The organism is Jiella marina, assembly GCF_024359545.1.
Classification (GTDB): Bacteria; Pseudomonadota; Alphaproteobacteria; order Rhizobiales; family Rhizobiaceae; genus Jiella.
Genome location: NZ_JAKQZG010000004.1, coordinates 177156 through 198352, shown reverse-complemented (window position 1 = coordinate 198352; position 21197 = coordinate 177156). Strand labels below are relative to the sequence as shown.

The window sequence follows — 21197 nt, the reverse complement described above, 5'->3', positions numbered from 1 at the left end:
CCATGGGCGGGCATGGGAGACGCAGCCTTGGTTTCAGTCTCACCATCCGGCGCGTCGGGCGCAAGGGCCGGACGCCGTCCGGACTTCCCAAGTCCCCATGCCGTCCCGACAATCGCTCCGCCAAGGACGAGCACAAGCCGGCCCATTTTCGTCCACACCGGCGACCTCCATCGATCGAACAGCCAATCCTCATCAAGCTAAGCGCGGGAGGTCGCCTCGGCAACCGCAGCCATCCGAACGACTTGCGAGTTCAGAAACTTCGCGCGTGTACGATCGAGCGCCGAAAAAGATTTCTCTCAATTTATCAATCATTTGTCACTTCAATCGCTGGTTCGAATCCGGAACGCCGCGGTCCCCCTCCCGTTGTGTCGCCGAAGCCAGCCGATGAGCCGGCTGCCAATGGAAAAACAGGAGGTTTCGCATGAAACGCCTACTTCTCACGACCACCGCCGCCACCTTTGCGCTCGGTTCCGCCGCCTTCGGCGCATCGATGATCGATGTCAGTGGCGCGGCCATTCAGGGCGACACCGTGACGCTTCCAGCCGTCATGGCAGACGCCGACGGCTATGTCGTCATCCATCGCATGGTCGACGGCGAGCCCGCGGTGCCGCAGTCGATCGGCCACACCATGGTCCCGGCGGGCGAAAGCGCCAATGTCGCCGTCACCGTGGATCAGCCATTCGTGGCGGGCGAAAACTACTTCGCCATGCTGCACCAGGAGACGAACGGCAACGGCACCTATGACTTCGCTGAAGGCATGACCGATGTGGACACGCCGGTCATGGATGGCGGTCAGGTCGTTGGCGTCGCCTTCGCTGTCCCGGCCATGAATGATGCAGGAATGACAACATCCAGCACCATGGCCGATCCCGCGATGGAAAATGCCGGAGGTCAGATGATCGGCGACGAGAACACCCTGAACTCGTCGACGGCGGTAACCGGTCAGGCGGGCGCGAGCCCCGAAGAGCAGGGCACGCCGTCCGGCGGCCTCATTCCGGGTCAGACCCCGGAGTAAGGACAGGATCCAGACGTCCCATGTTTTAGACGTCTCGTTGACAGGGCCGGTCCGCGTAAGCGGGTCGGCTTCTTTTTGCGCACCCCGCCCTTTAGACGAATTCGGTCGCAACGCGATGCACGATGCTGTGTCTGCGCGCCAGGGCATCGATATCGCGGGAGTATCCCCCACCGATGACCGCCGCGACCGGGATGTCGCGCTCTCGGAAGAAGCCGAAGACCTGTCGGTCCCGCTCGGCCAGACCGGAATCGCTCAGCGACAGGCGACCGAGACGGTCGTCTCTGTGGGGATCGACCCCGGCGTTGAAGAAGACGAGATCGGGCGACGAGCGGTCGAAAGCGGCCTCCAGCGCGTCACTGAGAACCGCGTGATAGCCGCCATCATCCGTCCGGTCCGGCAGACCGACGTCCATGTCCGACACCGCCTTTTCGGCCGGATAATTGTGCTCCGCGTGAAGCGATAGCGTGAAGACCCGCGGCTCGCCGGCGAAGATTCGCGCCGTCCCGTCCCCCTGATGGACATCGCAGTCGACGACCAGGACCCGATCGACATCGCCATCGGCAATCAGCACCGAAGCCGCCACGGCCACGTCGTTGAAGACCGAAAACCCGGCCCCGCCTTCCCGCCGCGCGTGGTGGCTGCCACCCGCCGTGTTGCAGGCAATCCCTTCGGCAAGGGCAAGCCGGGCGGTGAGCACCGTCCCACCGGTGGCGCAACGCGAGCGCATGGCGACCCGCTCGTCGACCTGAAAGCCGATCGCCTTTTCCATCGCCGGCGGCACCGCCTGGAACAGCACCTGATCGACATAGCGCGCATCATGGGCGAGCCTCAGCCAACCCGGCAGCGCCGGAGCCGGAATGTGGAAGCCGCTGGCACCAACCACGCCGTCCTCAACGAGGATCCGGGCGAGCCGGGTAAATTTCGACATGGGGAACCGGTGATGCGCGTCGAAATTCGCGTCGAATGCCGGATGATGGATGATCGGTAGGGTCATTGCGGCGGAGAGATAGCGCGGATCGCGACCGAGCGCAGCGCGGCGATTTGGCTTGCAAGCGGGTCGACCAGATGCCACCGGAAACCCATGCAAACGGACGAACCGATTTCCGGCGGCGACGCCATCGACCCCCGGCGGCCTGGCGTCCGCGCCTTTTCCGTCACCAATCGTACCATCTGGGCGATCACGCTGCCCATGACGCTCGCTTACGCCACGACGCCGCTTCTCGGCCTGACCGACACGGCCGTGATCGGCCGCGTCGGCGATGCCGCCGCACTCGGGGGGCTCGTCGTCGGCGCACTGATCTTCGACTTCGTCTTCGCGGTGTGCAATTTCCTGCGCGCGGGAACCACGGGTTTGACGGCCCAGGCCTTCGGCGCCGGCAAGCCTCGCGAGATCGAGACGGTCTTTCTGCGGGCGGCGGTCCTGTCGATCGGCATTGGTCTCGGCCTCATCCTCGCCGAGCCGCTGGTGCGATGGCTCGGCCTTCTCGCCGTCTCTCCGGACCCGGAAGTCGTGGCAACCGCCTCGACCTACGTCTTCATCCGGATGTTCTCGGCCCCCTTCGCGCTAACGAACTACGTCATTCTCGGCAATCTTCTGGGACAGGGGCGCAGCGTCGTCACGCTCGGGCTTCAGATTGTCATCAATGGCACGAATATCGCCCTGTCCGTCCTGTTCGGCCTCGTCCTCGAGTGGGGCATCACGGGCGTGGCCCTCGGCACCATCTGCGGCGAGGCTCTTGGCTGCTTCGCTGGCCTCTTCGTCATCGCGCGCGGCTTCGATCGGGCCAAGCTGCCCTCCTGGTCCGAAATCTTCGACCGGGCTGCCTATCGCCAGATGCTCGACGTCAATCGCGACATCATGATCCGCACCATCTGCCTGCTTGCGGCCTTCTTACTGTTCACGCGACTGGGCGCCGGGTTCGGGACGGTCGTCCTGGCCGCCAACGGCATCCTCATGAACATCTTCATGACCGGATCCTATTTCCTCGACGGGATGGCGACCGCCAGCGAGCAGTTGGCCGGCCGTGCGGTCGGTGCGAAATACCGCCCGGCCTTCGACCGGGTCGTGAGGCTGACGAGCCTCTGGGGTATCGCGATCGGAATGGGACTCGGCGCAATGGTCCTCGCCTTCGGACCGGCGCTCGTCGATTTTCTCACCACTGATGAAAACGTCCGGGGTTCCGCAAAGCTCTTTCTCGTCTTCGCCGCCATGACGCCCGTTGCCGGAGCGCTCGCCTTCATCATGGACGGGATCTACATCGGCGCCACATGGTCGCGCACCATGCGGGACATGATGGTGCTGTCGCTCGTCATTTTCGTCCCCGCCGCCTACGGCCTGTCCGGGGCTTTCGACAATCTCGGCCTTTGGATCGCGCTCCAGATCTTCCTTGGCCTGCGGGGTTTCACCCTGCTTGCGGCGCTGCCTGCGCGGCGGAACGCGTCGTTCTGAATGGCCTCGCCGGCTCAGTCCGGCTTGGGTCCGGCCAGAATATCGTCGACGCGGCTGTCGCGCAGATCGGAGATCCTGTCGATATCGCCGATATCGAGAACCCGGAGCATCCCCTTCAGAATGCGCACCGGCAGATGCGGCCCGTCGAAGACGAGACCCGAATAGAGCTGGACCAGATCGGCGCCCGCCTCGATCTTGATGATTGCGGTGCGGGCGTCCTCGACGCCGCCGACGCCGATCAGCGGAAAGTCGGGGCCGACGGCCCGGCGAAACCGCGCAAGAACCCAGGTCGAGCGCCGCATCAGAGGCCGGCCGGAGAGGCCGCCGGCTTCCTTTGCCAGTGGATGGCTTTCGATGCCGTCGCGCGAGATCGTCGTGTTGGAAACGATCAGGCCGTCGACCTTGCGCTTGGCGGCGGCCTCGGCGATCTCCTCGATCTGGTCTTCGGTCAGATCGGGCGCGACCTTGACGAAGACCGGTTTTCGCGGCGTCCCCATCATGGCGGCATAGCCGTTTCGCGCCGCGATCACGGCCTTCAGCAACCGGTCGAGCTCGCTGCCCGACTGGAAAGCTCTGAGCCCCGGCGTGTTGGGTGATGAGATGTTGATGGTCAGATAGCTCGCAAAGCTCTCGAAGACATTGACGCCCTCGACATAGTCGGCGACGCGATCGGCTGAATCCTTGTTCGCGCCGATATTCACCCCGACGATCCCGGGCTTTCTCACCCGCGCAGCCAGACGCTCGGCGGCGTCGGCATGGCCTTCATTGTTGAAGCCCATCCGGTTGATCACCGCCTTTTCCTTCGGCAGGCGGAACAGGCGCGGACGAGGATTGCCCTCCTGGGGTCGCGGGGTCAGCGTGCCGACCTCGACGAATCCGAAGCCAAGCCTGAGAGCCTCATCCGGCACCTCGGCGTTCTTGTCGTAACCGGCGGCAAGGCCGAGCGGGTTGGGAAAGGCGATGCCGGCCACATTGACGTGCAGCCGCCCATCGACGGGAATGTCCATGTTGCGCACGAGGCCGCGTTTGAGCGCCCCGATCGACAAGGCATGGGCGCGCTCGGGCTCGAAGCGGAACAGAGCCGGTCGCCCCAGCCGGTAGATCAAGCTCATGGAACAGCGCAGTCAGCGTTCACGACAGGCTCATCGCATGGCGCCGGGAAAGAGATGATGACCGTCCGGCCCGATCGGCAGATCCTGCTCCCAAAGGACCGCCTCGATCGGCAGGCTCCCATAGAGATGCGGAAACAGGGCGCCGCCGCGCGAGCGCTCATACTTCAAGGCGTCGCCAAGCGGCGCGGGATCCACGGCGACAAGCACCAGATCCTGCTGTCCGCCAAAATGCAGCTTTGCGGTCTCGCGAACCTGGGCACTGGTCGAAAAATGGATGTAGCCATCCTTCAGATCGACCCCAGCCCCATCGAAGCGGCCGGCCGCTTTCGCCTCGTCCCAGATCTGTCGGGGAAGAATTTTGTAGATCGTCTGGTCCATGGAAAGATCGGTGCCAAACTCATGGCGAAAGGTCAATCGAATTGACGGCGCCACAAGGCCGTCACCGCCGGTCGATAGAGCTTGAGACGATGTTGGTGCGCGCTTGCGCCCGTATCCACCAAAACCGAGCAACAAGGGAGATCTCGATGAAACGCTCGCTCATGGCGCTTGCGGCGACCGGCCTTCTCGCCTGGCCGACACTTGGCGCTGCCCAGACGATGCCCTCTTCGACGCCCGAAGAAGCCGATTCCCTGCCCGGTCGCTTCGCGATCGTGAGCTTGGAGGGTCAGATCGCCCGGCTCGACACGGCCACCGGCAGGATCGAGCCCTGCCGCGTACGGCGTGACGAAATTCGGTGCGGCGCCGCGACCGCTGCGGCGCCCCAAGGCGAGAACCGACGCTTGCGCCGTCTCGAACGGCGCGTCGCAGCCTTGGAAAGGGCCGTCGCCGAACTCAGGCGTGCCCGCCCGCGAGGCGAAGACGCCGACATTGCCATCGAGCAGATGCAGAAGCTGTTCAAGGGCTTTGCCGACATCGTCAAGGAACTCGACGGCGAGGAGCGCCGCGACAACCGGCGTGAACTCCAGCCCAATCCGGATCGCACTTAAGTCTCCGGGGACGGCGGGAGATGCGCGGGCAGGAGCGACGGCGCCGATAGGTCGGCCCTCCCCCGACTTGTCACATTGCCGATTCCGCCTCGTCCAGTTGCTCGACCACCAGATTGTCATTGGTGTAGATGCAGATCTCGGACGCGATCTTCATCGCCCGGCGGGCGATGTCCTCGGCCCCCATCTCGGTCTCGGTGAGTGCGCGGGCGGCGGCGAGCGCGTAGTTGCCGCCCGAACCGATGGCCATCAGACCGCCTTCGGGCTCCAGCACGTCGCCCGTCCCGGTCAGCGTCAGGGTGACGTTGCGGTCGGCGACGATCATCATCGCTTCCAGCCGGCGCAGGTAGCGGTCGGTGCGCCAGTCCTTGGCGAGTTCCACCGCCGCCCGCATGAGCTGGTCGGGATATTGTTCGAGCTTGCCTTCCAGCCGCTCCAGAAGCGTGAAGGCGTCAGCCGTCGCACCGGCGAAGCCCGCGATCACCTGGCCGTTCTTGCCGAGCCTACGGACCTTGCGGGCGTTGCCCTTGATCACGGTGTTGCCCAGCGAGACCTGTCCGTCACCGGCGATGACCACCTTGCCGCCCTTGCGGACGGTGACGATGGTCGTGCCGTAGATCGTCGCCGGATCGTGCTTTTCGAAATCCATGGGTCTTCCTTGTCTGCCGCCGCCCGCAGAACGAAACGGTCGGGCGGCCTGGTCAGCACCCATGTGGGCGCTGGCCGGCGGCTTGCCAAGCGTCGCGGGCCTCTCCGCAAGCCTGGCGACAATCGTGGGGTTTAGGCTTGCCTCAGTTCGACCATCAGGCTGCGCGAAAGAATCCGCCATGACGACGATGAAGACACTTCGGACTTTCGCTGCGCTTGGCCTCGCCGGCCTCATGGCGATGGCAGCACCCGCGAGTGCGGAACCGGCCGCCAAGAAGCTCTTCTCCGCCAAGCACGAGCCGGCGGCCGGCCAGCCGCAGAGCATCGGCTTCTATTCTAAAGGCTGCCTCGCCGGCGCAGCGCAGCTTCCGGCCGACGGGCCGGCCTGGCAGGCGATGCGCCTGTCGCGCGACCGCCGCTACGGACATCCCGTCACCGTGGCGTTTCTGGAGCACCTCGCCGCCCGAGCGAAGTCCGCGGGGATCTGGCGCGGACTCCTGGTCGGCGACATCTCCCAGGCGCGCGGCGGACCGATGGCCTTCGGCCACAGCTCGCACCAGGTGGGGCTCGATGCCGACATCTGGCTTCAGGAAATGCCGGCGGACCGCCTCACCGCGAAAGAGCGCGAGGATTTCCCGTTCCGCTCGGTCCTGAAGAAGGGCGCGCTCACCGTCGACGACCGGATCTGGACCTCGAACTATCGCGACCTGATCAAGCTCGCCGCCGAAGAGCCGCAGGTGCAGCGCATCTTCGTCCATCCCGGCATCAAGAAGAAGCTCTGCGAGACCGCCGGCCGCGACCGGGCCTGGCTCTCCAAGGTGCGGCCCTATTATGGCCATCACGAGCATTTTCACGTCCGGCTGTTCTGCCAGCCGGGATCGGAAAACTGCAAACCCCAGAGAGCGGTCGGCGGCGGCGATGGCTGCTCCGAACTCGGATGGTGGTTCAATGTTGCGCTGAAGCCGGCACCGAAGCCCGCGAAACCGGCCAAGCCGAAGCCGCCGCTGATGCTTTCGGGTCTGCCCGGTCAGTGCCGCGTCGTGTTGAACGCGCCGGCTGGCGACCCGACTGCGGCGATGGCAGCGATTTCGGCGGGCGGCACCGGGGGCCTCGCCAATTCCTACGCGCCTGCCCCGGCGCGCGTGCCGCTGCCGACGCCACGCCCGGCACGCTGAGCGTATCACCCCCCTGCCGCAGATACGCACTCGGCCTCCTCACCTTGCGTCGAAGACAAGACTGTTTCGGCTGATTGTTTTGCCATCGTCATCGCGATGGCCTATGTCAGCATTCCATGCAAATCGATTGAAAGTGGGCGCGCCATGGCACTGAGACGCAGCGGCGATGCGTTAAACTTCCCTATTCTCATCGGCGACATTGGCGGCACCAATGCGCGTTTCGCCATTCTGGTCGACGCCTATGCCGAGCCGAAGCATTTTCCGATCGTCCAGACGGCGGATTTCGAGAATATCGACGAAGCCATCCAGGTGAGCGTTCTCGACAAGACGTCGTTGCGTCCGCAGTCGGCGGTTCTTGCCGTCGCGGGGCCGATCGACGGCGACGAGATCGATCTCACCAACTGCCCCTGGGTCGTGCGGCCGAAGGTGATGATCGAAACGCTTGGTATTTCCGAGATCGTCGTGATGAACGACTTCGAGGCTCAGGCCCTTGCAATTTCCGCGCTGAAGGAGGAGTCCCGCACCGAAATCGGTGGCGGGATCGTGCGAGAGGGCGCGAGCCGCGCCGTGCTCGGGCCGGGCACGGGCCTTGGCGTGGCGGGCCTCGTCAGGGCGCGCAACATGTGGATCCCGGTCGCCGGTGAAGGCGGTCATATCGACATTGGCCCCCGCACCTCGCGGGATATGGAGATATGGCCGCATCTGACCCCCATCGAGGGCCGGATTTCGGGGGAACAGGTCCTGTGCGGCCGGGGCCTGGTCAACATCTACCGCGCCATCTGCACCACGAAGAATGTGGAGCCCGCCTATTCCACGCCGGCCTCGGTCACCGATGCCGCGATCAAGAAGGGCGACGCTGAAGCCGAGGAGGCCATCAATCTCTTCGCCACCTATCTCGGGCGCATGGCCGGTGACATCGCTCTCATCTTCATGGCACGTGGCGGTGTCTTCATCGCCGGCGGCATCTTCCAACGGCTGATTCCGGTCATCAAGAAGGAAGAGGTTCGCAGCGCGTTCGAGGACAAGGCGCCGCACAGCGCGCTGATGAAGGAGATCCCGCTTTATGTCGTGACGGAACCGCTCGCGGCACTGGTCGGGCTTGCAACCTTCGCCCGGACACCACGCTTCTTCGGCCTCGAGACGACCGGCCGCCGCTGGGTCGCCTGAGCCAGCGACGGGACTGACCGGCGACTTCGAGCCGGTCGCACCCTTTGAAAACGTCAGGACGCCGGAACCGGGAAGGACAGCGACCAGAGCGCCGAGAAAATCAGTCCGAAGAAGATGATCCAGCCGAAAACGGTGTTCGACTTGAACAGCGCCAGGCACTGATCGGCATCGTCGATGTCGAGCGTGCCGATCTGCCAGATCATCTGCACCCCGCCGATCGCCAGCGCTGCATAGGCGGGCCAGGCCGGTCCCCCGGCGGAAGAGGTTCCAGTCAGAAGGAACGCCGCGAGAAACAGGCCCACCGCTCCGAGATAAAGCACAGTCAACGCATGTCGCGTCCAGCTTCCGAAGAGGCGCGCAGTGGACCGAACGCCGACCAGGGCGTCGTCCTCCTTGTCCTGATGGGCGTAGATCGTGTCGTAACCGATCGTCCAGAGGATCGCGCCGGCATAGAGCAGGACCGGAGCCAGCGTCAGTTCGCCCCAATGGGCGGCCCACCCCATGAGCGCGCCCCAGGAAAAGGCAAGGCCAAGGCCGAGCTGCGGCCAGTCTGTATAGCGCTTCAGGAAGGGATAGACCGCGACGGTCGCCAGCGAGGCGATGCCGAGGAAGACGGCGAAGATGTTGAACTGGATCAGCACGAGGAAACCGACCAGCGCCTGCACCACCATGAAAAGCTTGGCTTGAAGCCGGCTGACACGGCCCGAAGGCAACGGGCGCGAGCGGGTTCGCGCCACCTTGTCGTCGATCTCCTGATCCACCAGATCGTTATAGGTGCAGCCGGCGCCGCGCATGGCGATCGCACCGATGAAGAACAGGGTCAAATGCCAAAGGCTCGGAAGGCCGGTGTGCACCGCGCTCGGCGCGATCGCCTGCGGCGCGAGCGCCGCCGACCACCAGCACGGCCAGAGCAGAAGCTGCCACCCGATCGGCCGATCCCAGCGGGCCAGTTGCGCATATGGCCAGATCGCCCGGGGCAGGAGACGATAGACCCAATTGTAGACGGGCGCGTCGGAAACACGCTCTGCGCCTTCAGCCAGTCCGGTCTTCAGATTCGTCATGGCCCACAGAGTGGATGCAAGACGGCCGCAGTCAAGTAAAAAAGTCCGCCCGCGACCGGATTTCCGCCCCATTCCGGCCACTGCTCGTGCTTGACCATGGACCGCCTGCAACACTAATCCCTGCGGACTGTCATCACGAAAGACCACGGAGCCCGTCATATGAGCCTCGACGTCCTTTTGATCGGCTCGGGCGGGCGCGAGCATGCCCTGGCATGGAAACTCGCGCAGTCACGGAGTCTCGGACGCCTTTATGCTGCCCCGGGCAACCCCGGCATAGCCGAATGTTCCGAGATCGTTGCGCTCGACACCGCCTCGAACGAAGCGGTCGTCGACTTCTGCCGCGCACATGGCATCGGCCTGGTGGTCATCGGTCCGGAAGCGCCGCTCGTCGCCGGCCTCGCCGATGCGCTGACGGACGCTCAGGTTCCCGTCTTCGGCCCCACGGCCGCAGCGGCGCGGCTGGAGGGCTCCAAGGGCTTCACCAAGGACCTCTGCACGCGGCACGACATTCCGACCGCGCGGTACAAGCGGTTCACCGATGCCGCGGCGGCGAAGAGCTATCTCGAGGACACCGGACTGCCCCAGGTGATCAAGGCGGATGGCCTCGCCGCCGGCAAGGGCGTGACGATAGCAACCACCAAGGCCGAGGCGCTCGCCGCCGTCGACCGCTGTTTCGAGGGTGATTTCGGCGGGCCGGGAGCCGAGATCGTGATCGAGGAATTCCTGGAGGGCGAGGAAGCGAGCCTGTTCTGCCTTTGCGACGGCGAACGCGCCCTCGTCTTCGGCACCGCCCAGGACCATAAACGTGCCTTCGACCGCGACCGCGGTCCGAACACCGGCGGCATGGGCGCCTATTCGCCGGCACTTTGCATGAGCGAGCGCATGGTGGAGCGCACGATGCGCGAGATCATCCGCCCGACGCTCGAAGGCATGCGCGAAATCGGTTCGCCCTTCCGCGGCATCCTCTATGCCGGTCTTATGCTGACGGAAACCGGCCCCAAGCTGATCGAATACAATGTCCGCTTCGGCGATCCGGAATGCCAGGTTCTGATGATGCGCCTCGACAGCGACATCCTCCCGGCTTTCCTGGCCGCGGCGAGGGGCGACATTTCCGACGTCGAGGTGAAGTGGTCTGCGCGGCGCGCGCTGACGGTCGTCATTGCCGCCGACGGCTATCCCGGATCATATCGCAAGGGCACCGAGATCGCCCGACTGCCCGCCTCCAGCGAGACCATGCGTGTCTTTCACGCTGGAACCAGCCTCGACGGCGAGAAGCTTCTCGCCACGGGCGGCCGGGTTCTGAACGTCACGGCCACAGGCGACAGTGTCCGGGAAGCCGCCAAGCGCGCCTATGACGCCGTCTCGGACGTGGAATGGGATCAGGGCTTCTTCCGCTCCGATATCGGCCACCGGGCGATCATGGTCGAGCAGGAATGACTTCGGCCGCCGACGGAGCGGACTGCATGAGCAATGCGGCGGCTACGGGATCAAAAAGATCGCCTCCCTTTGCCGACATCGCGCGCCGCTACTCGGCCTTCGGCCAGACATAGGCGACCTTGCGGAGTTTCTTGCCGTCGAAGCATTCTTCGCCGTCGGCCACCGCGACACCGCCCATGCCTTCGTAGAACTGGGTAGCCATCGCGTTGTCCACCAGCGCCCAGACGGCCACGCTCGAAAAGCCCCGCTCCTTCAGGAGCCGTTGCGACGCATTGAAAAGGCGCCGGCCGAAACCGACGCCCTGATAAGCAGGCTTGAGGTAAAGCTCGTAGATCTCGCCACGGACCGCCAAAGCGTTGGTGCGATTGCGCCCCATCGTCGCGTAGCCGACGATCTCGCCGCCATAGTCGACAACGAGGATCCCTGCCCCGCTGTTCACCGCGCGCGTCCACCACGACGAATGACGGCGCTCGATCATGCCGTTGAGACAGCGATGGGGGATGATGCCGGAATAGGCGCCCCGCCAGGCCGACTCGTGCACGCTGGCAAGCGCGCTCGCGTCTTTCGGGTCGGCAAATCGGATCTCGGCGGTGATCGTAGGCATCGCCCGTTAACTCGCGACGCCGCAAATCGATCCATCGAAATGAAAAATTATTCGGTCGTGGGCAAGGTTTACGAAAGGTTTCGCTCTTTCGCGCTACCGTCGTCCCAGCACCCCCTCTGCCAGGGACTTCTGGATTCCCGCGATATTGGAGCGCCGTGACAGCTCGCGTTTGAGCGGCGGCTGGCCGCTGACCCAGATCGTCATCTCCGAGTCCGCGTCGAAGCTGCCTGCCGTCTCGACCGAGAAGGTGGTGATGGCGCGGTAGGGGATCGACTGGATCGTGCGCTTGCGCCCGGTCATGCCCTGCTTGTCCACGAGGATCAGCCGAAGATCGGTGAACACCAGCATGTCGCGCACGACCATGAAGGCGAGAACGATCGTCTCGTTCTCGATGAGGATCGGTTCCAGATCGTCGCGCACGCTCTCGACGTCCACGTCACTCGTCAGCCCCATCAGTCCCGACAAGAGGCCCATTGCTTCCTCCGCTCTTCCCTCGGTCACGGCCGCGACCGCTTCCTGCAGAATAAATGGTTATTCGGCGCGCCGAATTCCGCCTCCGCTTAATTTTCCTGCGCCGCTTGATCAGAAAATGAAAGTTCCATTTGGCTTTCGCGGATGGGTATCGTGGTCGTTAATAGGGGGCGCTGTCATGCGCCCCGGCGGATCGGCGCTGCGCCGGCCCGCTGCGGAGGTCGTTTTGAAACACGGAATCAGACAGCTATTCATACCCGGCCCGACCAACGTGCCGGACAAGGTCCGTCGGGCGATGAACGTCCCGATGGAGGACCAGCGCGCGCCGGACATGCCGGACCTCACGCTCTCGCTGTTTCGGGACTTGAAGCGCGCCTTCAAGAACGAGACCGGCCGGGTCTTCATGTTCCCTTCCTCCGGCACCGGCGCCTGGGAGGCCGCGATCCAGAACACGCTGGCGCCGGGCGACAAGGTCCTGATGTCGCGCTTCGGCCAGTTCTCCCATCTCTGGGTGGAAATGGCGAAACGGCTCGGGCTCGACGTCAACGCCATCGATGTCGAATGGGGCGCCGGCGTGCCGCTCGACGCTTATGAGGCGGCGATCGCCGCCGATACGAGCCACGAGATCCGCGCCGTCTTCGTCACCCACAACGAGACGGCCACCGGCGTCACCTCGGACGTCGCGGGCGTGCGCAAGCTGCTCGACAGCCATTCGCACCCAGCCCTCCTCTTCGTCGACGGCGTCTCCTCGATTGCCTCGATCGACTTCCGCCAGGAGGAATGGGGTGTCGATCTCGCCGTCGCCGGGTCGCAGAAGGGCTTCATGCTGCCAGCCGGCATGTCCTTCCTGTCGGTGTCGGAGAAGGCCCTCGCGGCAAACCGCGACAATCGCGAGAAGCTGCCGCGCAGCTATTTCGGCTTCACCGACATGATCGCCATGAACGATCAGGGCTATTTTCCCTACACGCCGCCGACGCAGTTTTTCCACGGGCTGCGGGCCTCGCTCGATCTCTTGTTCGAGGAAGGGCTGGAGAACGTCTTCGCGCGGCACTACAGGCTCGCCGAGGGCGTTCGACGCGGCATTGCGGGACTGGGGCTAAACCTCGTGGCGGTCGAGCGGAAATGGTATTCCGACACGGTTTCCGCGATCACCGTGCCCGATGGCATCGACGCCAATCAGGTGATGAAGATCGCCTATCACCGCTACAACACCTCTTTCGGCGGCGGCCTGGCAAGGCTCGGCGGCAGGGTGTTCCGGATCGGCCATCTCGGCGATCTCAACGAAGTGATGTGCCTCGGAGCGCTCGCATCGGCGGAGATTTCGCTCCTCGACGCCGGCGCGAAGATCACTCCGGGCGCGGGTGTCGCGGCGGCTCAGACCTATTATCGCGAAGCGCACGAGGCGGACGGCCGCCTTGCTGCCGAATAGGATCGGTCCAAGGCTCCTCCCGTCCGGCCGATCCCGCGGGCGTCCGCTCCAGCGGACGTCCTGCCCTTTTCAACGGTGATGACGAGACGTCTACCGGGAGAGAAAAGCCGCGAATGCGGCGCGTGCCTCTTTCGAGCGCAGACGCTCTGAGAAGATCTCGAGCTCCCGGTCGATCGTCGCCACAACGTCGGTACGCGGTCCACGAACCAGTTCGCGAGCAATGCTCAGGGCCTCGGGCGGCTTCTTGGCAAGGGCGCGCGCCGCCTCCATTGCCGCCGCCTCGCAATCCTCGCTCACCTTGTAGATCAGTCCGGCTTCGCGCGCGCTCTGCGCGTCGAAAGCCTCGCCCAGAACCAGCAGCGCGAAGGCGCGCTGGTCGCCCATCATCCGCGGCGCGATCAGGCTGGAAGCAGCCTCAGGCGTCACGCCGAGATCAAGGAAAGGCGTGCGAAACACCGAATTCGGGGTGGCATAAGCCAGATCGCAATGCATGAGGAGGGTCGTGCCGATGCCGATCGCAAGCCCGTCCAGCGCCGCGACGAGTGGCTTGGGATATTGCGCCACGAGGAGGAGAAAGTCGCGCACCTCGCCAGGCAGCGAACCACCCTCGGCGATCGCCATGAAATCGGCGATGTCGTTGCCGGCACAGAACGCGCCCGGAACGCCCGCGAACACGATGGCGCGGACTGCGTCATCCTGCGCCGCGGCTTCGAGCGCTTCCTTCATCTCGCGATACATCGCCCGATTGATCGCGTTCTTCTTCTCGGGACGGTTCATCCGGATCGTGACGACACCGCCCTCGGCGGTCACCGCAACCAGGCCACTCATCGCGCCATCTCCGACAGCAGGATGTCGTGAGCAGCGGCAAGGCTCGCCGCGCCCGACATCACCTTGCGCTTCAAACCGCCGGTCTCGACGGTAAGGTTCTCTGCGAAATACCGCATCAGCGCGATCCGCTCGTGGCCGGCGCCATCCGCCAACGCGCCCTTGGCAAGGAGCGCACCTCCGGCAGCGAGGCCAAAGAGCTTGAGATAGGGCGTCGCGCCCGAAAGGGCCGCTTCGTTCCGGCCCTCCCGCAGTTCCGACAGCAGATGCTCGGTCGCCTCGCGCAGATCGGCCATGGCGGCCTGCAATTGCGGGGCTGCATCGCCAAATTCCGGAGCGTTGCGGCGGGAAAGTTCCGCGACCGTCTCATCCCATTCCGCGAACAGCGCGCGGGTCGTTTCGCCGCCAGACTGGGTGATCTTTCGGACCACGAGATCGATCGCCTGGATGCCGTTGGTGCCTTCGTAGATCGGCGTGATGCGCGCATCGCGCAGCAGCTTCGCCGCCCCGGTCTCCTCGACGAAGCCCATGCCGCCATGGACCTGGATTCCGATGGACGCGACCTCCACCGCCATATCGCTCGAAAACGCCTTGGCGACGGGCGTCAGGAGGTTCGCCCGCTCCTGCCACGTCCGAGCCTTGTCCGCATCCCTGCCGGCATAGGCCTTCGCCCGATCGATGGCGATGGCGCAGCTATAGGCGATGGCACGGGCGGCGTCAGTCATGCCCTTCATCGTCAAGAGCATGCGCGCCACGTCCGGATGCGCGACGATCGGGCTCATGCTCCCCGACTTCTCGGCGGATGGTGCGAGCCGCGTCGCGCGGCCCTGGCGGCGCTCACGGGCATAGGCGAGCGCCTTCTCATAGGCCGCATCGGCAACGCCGACGCCTTCGATACCGACCAGAAGGCGGGCATTGTTCATCATCGTGAACATGCAGGCGAGACCGCGGTTTTCCTCGCCCACCAGATAGCCGACAGCGCCGGCCTCGCCGGTCTCGCCCACTCCCTCGCCGAAAAGCATCGTGCAGGTGGGAGAGCCGTGAATGCCGAGCTTGTGTTCGATCGAATGGCAAACGACGTCGTTGCGGCGGCCGGGCGCGCCGCTCTCCTCGGGCAGGAATTTCGGCACGAGGAAGAGCGAGATCCCCTTCACCCCGGCCGGCGCATCGGGAAGCCTGGCGAGGACGAGATGGACGATGTTATCGGCCATGTCGTGCTCGCCATAAGTGATGTAGATCTTCTGGCCGAAGATGCGGTAGCTGCCGTCACCGGCTCGTTCGGCGCGGGTGCGAAGTGCCGCGAGGTCGGATCCGGCCTGCGGCTCGGTCAGATTCATCGTGCCCGTCCACTCGCCGGTCACAAGCTTTTCGAGATAGGCTGCCTTCAGTTGCTCGGATCCGTGCACCGTCAGCGCCTCGACGGCACCCACCGTCAGCAGCGGCGCCAGGGTGAAGGCGATGGAGGCGTGGTTCCACATCTCGAAGACGGCAGCGGACAACGCCGTCGGCAGTTCCTGACCTCCGTGGTCCGCCGGGCCGGCGAGGGCGTTCCAGCCGCCAGCGATCCAGTCCTGGTAGAGGTCCCGCCAGCCCGTGGGCGTCGTGACCACGCCGTTTTCGATCCGCGCGCCCTCTGCATCACCGATCGCGTCGAGTGGCGCCATGCGCTCGCTCGCAAAGCGCGCCGCCTCCTCGAGGACGGCATCCACGAGGTCGGGTGTCAGTTCGGGAAACAAGCCCTCGTCGATCGCCGCGTCCAGACCGGCTATCGTCTTCAGGGTGAATGCAATGTCCTTCACCGGCGGTTGCGGCATGGGGTTTCCTCCATGGATGGGAACGTTCTTGGCGGCGCGTTTTGGCCGAGCTTTATCCGATAGTCGGGCAAAGGCGAGGAACCGGGCGGGCCGTTTCGCCATTCCAGCCCAAAACGCTGAAGGAGATTTCGATGCGGCTTGTTCGGTACGGCGATCGGGGCAGGGAGAAACCCGGGCTCGTCGATGCCGAGGGTAGGATAAGGGATCTCTCCGACCACGTAACGGCCCTCGAAGGCGCCGCACTCGACCCGGACCGTCTGGCCGCGTTGGCCGCGATCGACCCCGCGGGCCTGCCCGTGGTGGCCGAAGGGACGCGCCTGTGCAAACCGGTCGACCGCATCGGCAAGGTGGTCGGCGTCGGCCCCAACTACCATGACAGCGCCAAGCTCGCCGGCTTCCGCGTCAATCCCGAGCCCACCATCTTCCTGAAGGCATCCACCGCCGTCTGTGGGCCGAACGACCCGATCGAGATCCCGAGGCTTGCCGGGCGCGTCGACTGGGGCGTGGAACTCGCCGTCGTCATCGGTCGCGTCGCAAAATATATCAGCATCGAGGAGGCTGAGCGGTCCGTCGCTGGCTACTGCCTCGCCAACGACATCTCCGAGCGCAGCTTCCAGCTTCAGCGTGGCGGCCAGTGGACCAAGGGCAAGTCCCACGACACCTTCTGTCCGCTCGGCCCCTATCTGGTCACGCCGGACGAATTGCCCGACCTCGACTCCATCGAGTTGTGGCTCGACGTCAACCGCACGCGCCAGCAGATCGGGACCACAAGGGACATGATCTTCAAGGTGCCCTATCTGATCTCCTACATCTCGCGCTTCATGCGGCTCGAGCCCGGCGACGTGATCCTCACCGGCACGCCCGCCGGTGTCGGCCTCTCCTACGATCCGCCGCGCTTCCTGAAACCCGGCGATCGTATCCGCCTGGGCGGCACCATGCTCGGCGAGCAGGAAAGCACCTGCGTTTCGCTCTGACCGGCGGTCGGTTCGTGAGATCGTATCGGCAGTGATGATGACGGGGCCCGGCATCGCTTTCATCCCGTCGCCCGCAGTGCCTGGAGCAGGATCGCCCGCAATCCCCGCTCCTTCAGCGATTTCGGCTCCATCAGGCGCATGCGGCGCAGGGCGCGCTCTTCACGATCCGTCGGTGTGGCAAACAGTCCCTTCGCGGCGAGCTTCGCCAGCGCCAAGCGGTCGTTCCGGACCGTTTTCAGCTTTCCGAGCGCCGGCGCGAGGATCTGTTCCTCCTCGGTCAGATCAGTCCCGAACGGATAGGCGGGAAGCCGTTCGGCGAAGGGCGCGAGCGCTTGCTTGAGCCGTTCGGGGCGATTGTCTCCTTGCGGCGCGAAACCCTTCTCGAGCTTACCAGCGGCGACCGCCTTGTCGATCAGACCGCCCTGGGCGGAGCGGTCGGCAATGCCGATCATTGCGGCCACCGTGTCGCGATCCGTGCGTCCCCGCAGATCGGCGATGCCATATTCGGTGACGACGAGGTCCTTCAGATGGCGTGGCACCGTCGTGTGGCCGTAGGACCAGCGAATGTTCGACTGCGCGCCGCCATTGCGCGTCGCCGGGAGCGACAGGACCGAGCGCGCGCCGTCGAGTTCGAAAGCCTGGGCCACGAAATTGTACTGACCGCCGACGCCGGAGACGACCTGGCCGCTGTCGAGTTGATCGGAGCAGATGGTGCCGAGCGCGGTGGCGATCATCGCGGAATTGAAGAAGCGGGCGTCGCGCCGGTCGGCGGCATGGCGCAGCGCATCGGCCTTGGGCAGATCGTTGATGAAGGATATCTCGCGCATGGACAAGCGATCGCGCTCGGCCTCGTCCATCTCCCGCAGCCGCTCATAGAAGGATTCCGGCCCGATGAAGAAACCGCCATGCAGGATCTTCCCGTCGGAGGCGGGGCGCTTCAGGATGCCGGCCTCGAAGAGCTGCAAAAGCGGGTCGACGAACATTTCCGACAGGCCGTAGAGGCCTTCCTCGAAGGACCCGGTCTGCGGCGCGATCGTCCCCGGCCAGTTGCCAAGCGCCCCGAGGCACGCGCGAAACGTCTCCGGATCACGGTGGCGCAGGATGAGCGCATTGGCGATCGCATTGCCCAGTCCGCCGATGCCGATCTGGATGGTTCCGCCATCCTTGACCAGGCCGGCGCAATGGAGGCCGATCGCATGTTCGGTGGTGGAAATCGGCTGCTTGGGAATCGAGAACAGCCGGGAATGCTCGACGCTCTCCCCTTCCAGGATCATATCGAAATGGTCGGCGGGCAGTGCCGCAGCGCCGGTCATGAAGGGCAGATTGACGTTGGCTTCACCGACGAGGAGAGCCGGCTCCGCCGTCTGCCGCCGCGCCGCGATTTCGGACAACAGATCCAGCGTCATGTCGGTGTTGGAGGCGAGCGAGAACTCAGAGCGATCGGACGAAGGCGAGACCATCTGGGCGATCACGTTGACCCCGCTCTCCAGAAGATAGCGGGCAGCGTGGGTATAGTTCGCCGAGATGTAATCCATTTGCGCCGTGCGATTGCCGATCAGCGCGCCGGCCTGCAGGAAGAACTCTACGACCCGAACATTGGGCGGCAGGGCATTGCGCTTGCGAGCCTCGACATAGTCGAGCCGGGTGACGCCGTCATAGAGGCGTTCGGCAAGCGGCCCGGCGAAGCGCCCGGCCAGATTGTCGCCGCCCGAGGGCGGATCGAGCGACAGGGCGGTGAAGATCTTGAGGTCGATGTCGGTGTTCGCCTTCGCAAGGCGGAACAGCGCGTTGGCGACGTGATTGCCCTTGCCCAGCCCCAACGGCAGAGCAAGGACGATCTTGTGCCCCACTCGCTCGACGATCGCCTGTGCGACCGCGTCGGCATCCTCGAAACGGCGCGTCATCAACCCTTGAGCCGCGACCAGCCTTCGTGGGGCCGGAAGCGGGGCCCATGCTTCTTGGCGAGCTCGTTCATGCGCGCGACGATGCCGTCCACACCGCGCTCGCGAGCATAGTGCACCGGGCCGCCGCGGAAGGGCGCGAAGCCGGTGCCGAAGATCATCGCGCCGTCGGTGACCTCTTGGTCCTCGATCACGCCTTCGGCGAGGCAGGCAACGACGGCATTGAGCATGGGCAGGATCAGCCGGTCGAGCAGGTCCGGATCGTCCTTGGAATCGTCCGGCAGCGCCTTGACGTCCCGCTTCTTCGGCTTGCCGTCGTCGTCATAATCGTAGAGCCCCGCCCCGGTCTTGCGACCCAGACGCTTCTCCTCGACCATGCGCGTCAGCCAGGCCGGCGCCTCGGGCAGTGTGTCGGTTCCCAGCCGCTCTCGTAGCGAGGTTGCGACGTCGAGGGCGATGTCGAGCCCGACCTGATCGGAAAGCTCGATCGGGCCCATGGGCATGCCAAAATCCTCGGCCCGCTTGTCGATCCGCTCCTTCGGAATGCCCTCGTCGACGAGCTTCAGCGCCTCGGCCATGTACGGCGTCAAAGCGCGATTGACGAGGAAGCCGGGCGCGGAATTGAGCGGCGCGGGAAGCCGGGAGATTTCGGCCGCAAACGCCGTGGCACGGCGCTCGGTCTCGGAACTGATCCGGTCGTGCCGGACGATCTCGACGAGCTGCATGCGCGAGACGGGATTGAAGAAGTGCAGCCCGACGAAGCGCGACGGGTCCTTCAACCCGGACGCCAGATCAGCGAGCGGCAGGGCCGACGTGTTCGTCGCCAGCAGCGCCCCTTCCTTCAGCTTCGGCTCGATGTCCGCATAGATCTTGTGCTTGAGGTCGATCTTCTCAGGCGCGGCCTCGATGACGAGGTCGGCGTGGGCAATGCCGTTCCCGTCCGGGTCAGGGATCAGGCGGTCGAGAGCGTCGCGAACCTTCAAGGGGTCCTTCAAGGCCCGTTCCAACATCTTAGAGGCGCTCGCAATCGCCTTGCCGATCGGCGCAAGCTGGATATCGCCGAGGGTTACCCGGAAGCCCTGGCCGGCCGCCCAGGCGGCGATTTCACCGCCCATGGCGCCGGCACCGACCACATGCAGGTGCTTCACGCCGGACGAACCGTCCTTCAGGCCCTTCATCTTCTCGCGCAGGAAGAAGACCCGGACCAGATTCTTCGAGGTGGGCGTCTCGATCAGTTCGGCGAAACTGTCGATCTCGGCCGCCTGCATCGCCTTTTCGTCGCCGCCATGGGCTTCCCAGAGGTCGATCAGCTTGTAGGGAGCCGGGTAGTTTTCAGGCGCGGCCTTCTCGGCGGTCTTTTTGCGCATGGTGCGCGCGGCAACCTGCCTCGCCGGCTTGAACCCCATGGCCTTGCCGGCCATGGAATGGGACTTCGGGCGGATGTCGCCATAGAACGCCGCTTCGACGGCGGACGCCACATGCCGCTCCTCGACAACCGCGTCGACGAGACCGATGGACTTCGCACGCTTTGCCGGCATCGAACGGCCGGTCAGCATCATCGTCATCGCCTCGATCGGATCGGCGACGGCGGGCGCGCGGAACGTGCCGCCAAGACCTGGATGAAGGCCAAGCATGACCTCGGGAAAGCCGAGCGTCGCGTCGGAGACCGCAATCCGGCGATCACAGGCGAGTGCGAGTTCCAGTCCTGCGCCAAGGCAGTGACCGTGGATGACGGCAACGGTCCGCGTCTTCAGCGCCGCGAGCCGGTCAAGAACCTGGTGTGCGTCCTTAAGGGACGAGCGGATCTCCTCCTTCGAGGCACCGACGAACTGGTTGATGTCCGCGCCGGCCGCGAACCCCGCCTTCTTGCCGGAGCGGATGACGATCGCCGCCGGCTTCTCGCGCTCCAGACGCTCGATATGGCTGGCGAGTTCCTCCAGCACGCTGCGATCGACGGTATTCACCGATTTGTCCTGCCGATCGAGGATCAGCCAAGCGACGTTGTTGTCGTCGGTCGCGGACCGAAAATGGCCCGTCGTCTCGGCGGAGCGTGCCGGCCCCAGTTCGAGAGCGCGCGAGGAGAGCGCGTTCAGCATCCTGCCCATGTTCTTGGTCCGTCGCTTTTCGCGTTC

General features: G+C 65.0%; 19 protein-coding genes. 8 read left to right on the top strand and 11 right to left on the bottom strand.

Features of this window, described 5'->3' with window-relative positions; translation table 11 throughout:
• The first annotated feature begins 421 nt into the window (after positions 1-421).
• Positions 422-1015 carry a DUF7282 domain-containing protein gene (locus MF134_RS09310; protein WP_255339166.1) on the top strand — a complete coding sequence of 198 codons (594 nt, stop codon included), beginning with the start codon at positions 422-424 and terminating at the stop codon, positions 1013-1015.
• 91 nt (positions 1016-1106) lie between these two features.
• On the opposite strand, the gene MF134_RS09305 is transcribed toward MF134_RS09310, so the two are convergent.
• Positions 1107-2009, bottom strand: coding sequence for a histone deacetylase family protein (locus MF134_RS09305; protein ID WP_255339165.1), 903 nt, complete (start codon positions 2007-2009; stop codon positions 1107-1109).
• An 87-nt stretch (positions 2010-2096) separates the two neighbouring features.
• On the opposite strand from MF134_RS09305, the gene MF134_RS09300 reads away from it, so the two are divergent.
• On the top strand, positions 2097-3464 hold the full coding sequence (locus MF134_RS09300) for an MATE family efflux transporter (RefSeq protein ID WP_457589964.1): 1368 nt from the start codon (positions 2097-2099) through the stop codon (positions 3462-3464).
• 14 nt (positions 3465-3478) lie between these two features.
• Here the strand turns inward: MF134_RS09300 and MF134_RS09295 are convergent, their stop codons facing one another.
• Positions 3479-4576, bottom strand: coding sequence for a quinone-dependent dihydroorotate dehydrogenase (locus tag MF134_RS09295; protein ID WP_255339164.1), 1098 nt, complete (start codon positions 4574-4576; stop codon positions 3479-3481).
• A 30-nt stretch (positions 4577-4606) separates the two neighbouring features.
• Positions 4607-4954 (bottom strand): DUF952 domain-containing protein, encoded by a 348-nt coding sequence (locus MF134_RS09290; protein ID WP_255339163.1) that lies wholly within the window; start codon positions 4952-4954, stop codon positions 4607-4609.
• A 146-nt stretch (positions 4955-5100) separates the two neighbouring features.
• On the opposite strand from MF134_RS09290, the gene MF134_RS09285 reads away from it, so the two are divergent.
• The gene (locus tag MF134_RS09285) at positions 5101-5562 is read left to right on the top strand and encodes a hypothetical protein (protein WP_255339162.1); all 462 of its coding nucleotides are present in this window, start codon (positions 5101-5103) and stop codon (positions 5560-5562) included.
• Positions 5563-5632: 70 nt separating this feature from the next.
• Here MF134_RS09285 and hslV read toward each other — a convergent pair whose 3' ends face one another.
• Positions 5633-6208, bottom strand: coding sequence for an ATP-dependent protease subunit HslV (gene hslV, locus MF134_RS09280; protein WP_255339161.1), 576 nt, complete (start codon positions 6206-6208; stop codon positions 5633-5635).
• A 178-nt stretch (positions 6209-6386) separates the two neighbouring features.
• On the opposite strand from hslV, the gene mepA reads away from it, so the two are divergent.
• The gene (gene mepA / locus MF134_RS09275; protein ID WP_255339160.1) at positions 6387-7382 is read left to right on the top strand and encodes a penicillin-insensitive murein endopeptidase; all 996 of its coding nucleotides are present in this window, start codon (positions 6387-6389) and stop codon (positions 7380-7382) included.
• 144 nt (positions 7383-7526) lie between these two features.
• Positions 7527-8549 (top strand): glucokinase, encoded by a 1023-nt coding sequence (locus MF134_RS09270; protein WP_255339159.1) that lies wholly within the window; start codon positions 7527-7529, stop codon positions 8547-8549.
• A 53-nt stretch (positions 8550-8602) separates the two neighbouring features.
• On the opposite strand, the gene ubiA is transcribed toward MF134_RS09270, so the two are convergent.
• Positions 8603-9610 carry a 4-hydroxybenzoate octaprenyltransferase gene (gene ubiA / locus MF134_RS09265; protein WP_255339158.1) on the bottom strand — a complete coding sequence of 336 codons (1008 nt, stop codon included), beginning with the start codon at positions 9608-9610 and terminating at the stop codon, positions 8603-8605.
• Positions 9611-9769: 159 nt separating this feature from the next.
• Here ubiA and purD point away from each other — a divergent pair, with 159 nt between their 5' ends.
• Positions 9770-11047, top strand: a complete 1278-nt coding sequence (purD, locus tag MF134_RS09260) for a phosphoribosylamine--glycine ligase (protein WP_255339157.1) — start codon at positions 9770-9772, stop codon at positions 11045-11047.
• 88 nt (positions 11048-11135) lie between these two features.
• Here the strand turns inward: purD and MF134_RS09255 are convergent, their stop codons facing one another.
• Entirely contained in the window at positions 11136-11651 is a 516-nt protein-coding gene (locus MF134_RS09255) for a GNAT family N-acetyltransferase (protein WP_255339156.1), read from the bottom strand.
• A gap of 93 nt (positions 11652-11744) precedes the next feature.
• Entirely contained in the window at positions 11745-12125 is a 381-nt protein-coding gene (locus MF134_RS09250; protein ID WP_255339338.1) for a PH domain-containing protein, read from the bottom strand.
• 223 nt (positions 12126-12348) lie between these two features.
• On the opposite strand from MF134_RS09250, the gene MF134_RS09245 reads away from it, so the two are divergent.
• On the top strand, positions 12349-13551 hold the full coding sequence (locus MF134_RS09245; RefSeq protein WP_255339155.1) for an aminotransferase class V-fold PLP-dependent enzyme: 1203 nt from the start codon (positions 12349-12351) through the stop codon (positions 13549-13551).
• Between the two features lie 90 nt (positions 13552-13641).
• Here the strand turns inward: MF134_RS09245 and MF134_RS09240 are convergent, their stop codons facing one another.
• Together MF134_RS09240 and MF134_RS09235 are read right to left on the bottom strand one after the other, a co-directional pair.
• Positions 13642-14379 (bottom strand): crotonase/enoyl-CoA hydratase family protein, encoded by a 738-nt coding sequence (locus tag MF134_RS09240; RefSeq protein WP_255339154.1) that lies wholly within the window; start codon positions 14377-14379, stop codon positions 13642-13644.
• Entirely contained in the window at positions 14376-16190 is a 1815-nt protein-coding gene (locus MF134_RS09235; protein ID WP_255339153.1) for an acyl-CoA dehydrogenase, read from the bottom strand. Before MF134_RS09235 ends, MF134_RS09240 begins: the two co-directional genes overlap by 4 nt.
• 131 nt (positions 16191-16321) lie before the next feature.
• Here MF134_RS09235 and MF134_RS09230 point away from each other — a divergent pair, with 131 nt between their 5' ends.
• Entirely contained in the window at positions 16322-17164 is an 843-nt protein-coding gene (locus tag MF134_RS09230; RefSeq protein WP_255339152.1) for a fumarylacetoacetate hydrolase family protein, read from the top strand.
• Between the two features lie 59 nt (positions 17165-17223).
• On the opposite strand, the gene MF134_RS09225 is transcribed toward MF134_RS09230, so the two are convergent.
• Together MF134_RS09225 and MF134_RS09220 are read right to left on the bottom strand one after the other, a co-directional pair.
• The gene (locus MF134_RS09225; RefSeq protein WP_255339151.1) at positions 17224-19068 is read right to left on the bottom strand and encodes an acetyl-CoA hydrolase/transferase C-terminal domain-containing protein; all 1845 of its coding nucleotides are present in this window, start codon (positions 19066-19068) and stop codon (positions 17224-17226) included.
• Entirely contained in the window at positions 19068-21170 is a 2103-nt protein-coding gene (locus MF134_RS09220) for a 3-hydroxyacyl-CoA dehydrogenase NAD-binding domain-containing protein (RefSeq protein WP_255339150.1), read from the bottom strand. The genes MF134_RS09225 and MF134_RS09220 overlap by 1 nt, the downstream gene beginning before the upstream one ends.
• Positions 21171-21197 lie beyond the last annotated feature (27 nt).

What these genes read in the sequence shown, in the direction of transcription:
- MF134_RS09310 (WP_255339166.1), top strand. Translation starts at nt 422, where the DNA reads ATGAAACGCCTACTTCTCACGACCACCGCCGCCACCTTTGCGCTCGGT.
- MF134_RS09305 (WP_255339165.1), bottom strand. Translation starts at nt 2,009, where the DNA reads ATGACCCTACCGATCATCCATCATCCGGCATTCGACGCGAATTTCGAC.
- MF134_RS09300 (WP_457589964.1), top strand. Translation starts at nt 2,097, where the DNA reads ATGCAAACGGACGAACCGATTTCCGGCGGCGACGCCATCGACCCCCGG.
- MF134_RS09295 (WP_255339164.1), bottom strand. Translation starts at nt 4,576, where the DNA reads ATGAGCTTGATCTACCGGCTGGGGCGACCGGCTCTGTTCCGCTTCGAG.
- MF134_RS09290 (WP_255339163.1), bottom strand. Translation starts at nt 4,954, where the DNA reads ATGGACCAGACGATCTACAAAATTCTTCCCCGACAGATCTGGGACGAG.
- MF134_RS09285 (WP_255339162.1), top strand. Translation starts at nt 5,101, where the DNA reads ATGAAACGCTCGCTCATGGCGCTTGCGGCGACCGGCCTTCTCGCCTGG.
- hslV (WP_255339161.1), bottom strand. Translation starts at nt 6,208, where the DNA reads ATGGATTTCGAAAAGCACGATCCGGCGACGATCTACGGCACGACCATC.
- mepA (WP_255339160.1), top strand. Translation starts at nt 6,387, where the DNA reads ATGACGACGATGAAGACACTTCGGACTTTCGCTGCGCTTGGCCTCGCC.
- MF134_RS09270 (WP_255339159.1), top strand. Translation starts at nt 7,527, where the DNA reads ATGGCACTGAGACGCAGCGGCGATGCGTTAAACTTCCCTATTCTCATC.
- ubiA (WP_255339158.1), bottom strand. Translation starts at nt 9,610, where the DNA reads ATGACGAATCTGAAGACCGGACTGGCTGAAGGCGCAGAGCGTGTTTCC.
- purD (WP_255339157.1), top strand. Translation starts at nt 9,770, where the DNA reads ATGAGCCTCGACGTCCTTTTGATCGGCTCGGGCGGGCGCGAGCATGCC.
- MF134_RS09255 (WP_255339156.1), bottom strand. Translation starts at nt 11,651, where the DNA reads ATGCCTACGATCACCGCCGAGATCCGATTTGCCGACCCGAAAGACGCG.
- MF134_RS09250 (WP_255339338.1), bottom strand. Translation starts at nt 12,125, where the DNA reads ATGGGCCTCTTGTCGGGACTGATGGGGCTGACGAGTGACGTGGACGTC.
- MF134_RS09240 (WP_255339154.1), bottom strand. Translation starts at nt 14,379, where the DNA reads ATGAGTGGCCTGGTTGCGGTGACCGCCGAGGGCGGTGTCGTCACGATC.
- MF134_RS09235 (WP_255339153.1), bottom strand. Translation starts at nt 16,190, where the DNA reads ATGCCGCAACCGCCGGTGAAGGACATTGCATTCACCCTGAAGACGATA.
- MF134_RS09230 (WP_255339152.1), top strand. Translation starts at nt 16,322, where the DNA reads ATGCGGCTTGTTCGGTACGGCGATCGGGGCAGGGAGAAACCCGGGCTC.
- MF134_RS09225 (WP_255339151.1), bottom strand. Translation starts at nt 19,068, where the DNA reads ATGACGCGCCGTTTCGAGGATGCCGACGCGGTCGCACAGGCGATCGTC.
- MF134_RS09220 (WP_255339150.1), bottom strand. Translation starts at nt 21,170, where the DNA reads ATGGGCAGGATGCTGAACGCGCTCTCCTCGCGCGCTCTCGAACTGGGG.